The organism is Camelimonas sp. ID_303_24, from assembly GCF_053543495.1.
Genome location: NZ_JBLLJM010000028.1, coordinates 1 through 1582 on the forward strand (window position 1 = coordinate 1; position 1582 = coordinate 1582).

A 1582-nucleotide genomic window follows, 5' to 3' on the forward strand; every position below is an offset into this window, starting at 1 on the left:
TGACTGAGGCTGTGTAAAAACTCTCAGCGATAGGGGCTGGCCGGAGCGGGCGTGACGCGAGACGCGCCGATCCCCTCAGGCCCGGATGGCCGCGATCAGCGTCCCGGTTCCCAGGATCTGCATCACGCGCTTGAGGTTGTAGGCCAGGATGTGGAGGCTGATCTCGGTCTTCACGTTCGGCAGCCGCTTCATCAGGAAGTGGGTGTGGCCCATCCAGGCTTTGATGGTCCCGAAGGGGTGTTCGACGATCCTGCGTCTGAGCTTCATCGGACTCTGGGGCGCCAGATCCATGCGCCGCTGCATGGCCTCGATCACCGCCTCATGCTCCCAGCGGGTGACGCGCCGCTCGACGCTGGGCGTGCATTGCGGCTTCAGGGCGCAGGCTTGGCAGCTCGCCCGGTCCCAGTAGCGGTGCAGGACCAGGCCCTTCTCGACGGTCGTCATGTGGTGGGGGAGTAGCGCGCCGGCCGGGCAGCGGTAGGCGTCCTGCTCGGCCACGTAGGTAAAGTCCTGCTTGCCGAAGCGGCCGTCGGCCTTGGCATTGGAGGTCAGCGGCTTCGGCACATAGGGCGTCACGCCGAGCGCCCCGCAGGCCAGGATTTCCTCGCCCGAGAAGTAGCCGCGGTCGGCCAGCATCTCTAGGCCGTCCAGGCCCATGGCGGCCTTGGCCTTCTCACTCATGGCGGTGAGCTGCTGACGGTCGCTGCCGGTGGTGATCACGTCGTGGGCGACGATCAGGTGATGCTCGGCCTCGACGACGGACTGGACGTTGTAGCCGACGATCCCGCTGCCCCGGCCGCTGGTGGCCATAGCCCGCGCGTCGGGATCAGTGATTGAGATTTGGCCGTCCGGTGATGCGGAGACCTGGACCTCCATGGCTTTCAGCGCCTGCATCTGGGCGCGCAGGGTGGCGATCTTGTCCTTGAGCTTCCCCGCTCGCGCCTCGGCGGCCTCGCCCTCCTGCCGGTCGGCGGTGTCGAGATCTGCCAGGTACCCGGCGATGTGCTCGGCCACCTGCTCCATCCGCTTCTTCAGCTTGGTCGCTGTGAAGTTCTTGTCGCGCGTGTTGACCGCCTTGAACTTGCTGCCGTCCACCGCCGCCAGCGCCTGGGTGAAGAGACCGATCTGGCGGCACAGCACGACGAAGTGGGCGCACGCCGCCTGGATCGCCGGACCGTGGTCCTTGCGGAAATTGGCGATGGTCTTGTGGTCGGGCGCGAGCTTCCCCGTCAACCACATCAGCTCGACGTTGCGCCCGGCCTCCCGCTCCAGCCTGCGGCTCGACGGCACGCGGTTCAGGTAGCCGTAGACGTAGAGCTTCAGCAGCGTCGCCGGATGATAGGCAGGCCGGCCTGTCGCGGCTGGCGCCACCGCGAAGCCCAGCTCACCCAAGTCCAGCTCATCGACGAAGACGTCGATCACCCGCGCCGGGTTGTCTTCCGACACGTAGTCATCGAGGCAACTGGGAAGCAGCGTCGGCTGTCGGCGGTCTTCACCTTCGACGAAGCGGGACATCTCATCACCCCCAACGCTGCTGCATCAGGAGTCTACGGTGCTTCGCGTTTTTACACAGCCTCGACTC

At 66.2% G+C, this 1582-nt stretch carries 1 protein-coding gene; it reads right to left on the reverse strand.

All coding sequences use genetic code 11. The features are described from left to right. Positions 1-75: 75 nt before the first annotated feature. On the reverse strand, positions 76-1515 hold the full coding sequence (locus tag ACERNI_RS16545; RefSeq protein ID WP_448834346.1) for an IS1182 family transposase: 1440 nt from the start codon (positions 1513-1515) through the stop codon (positions 76-78). Positions 1516-1582: the final 67 nt, after the last annotated feature.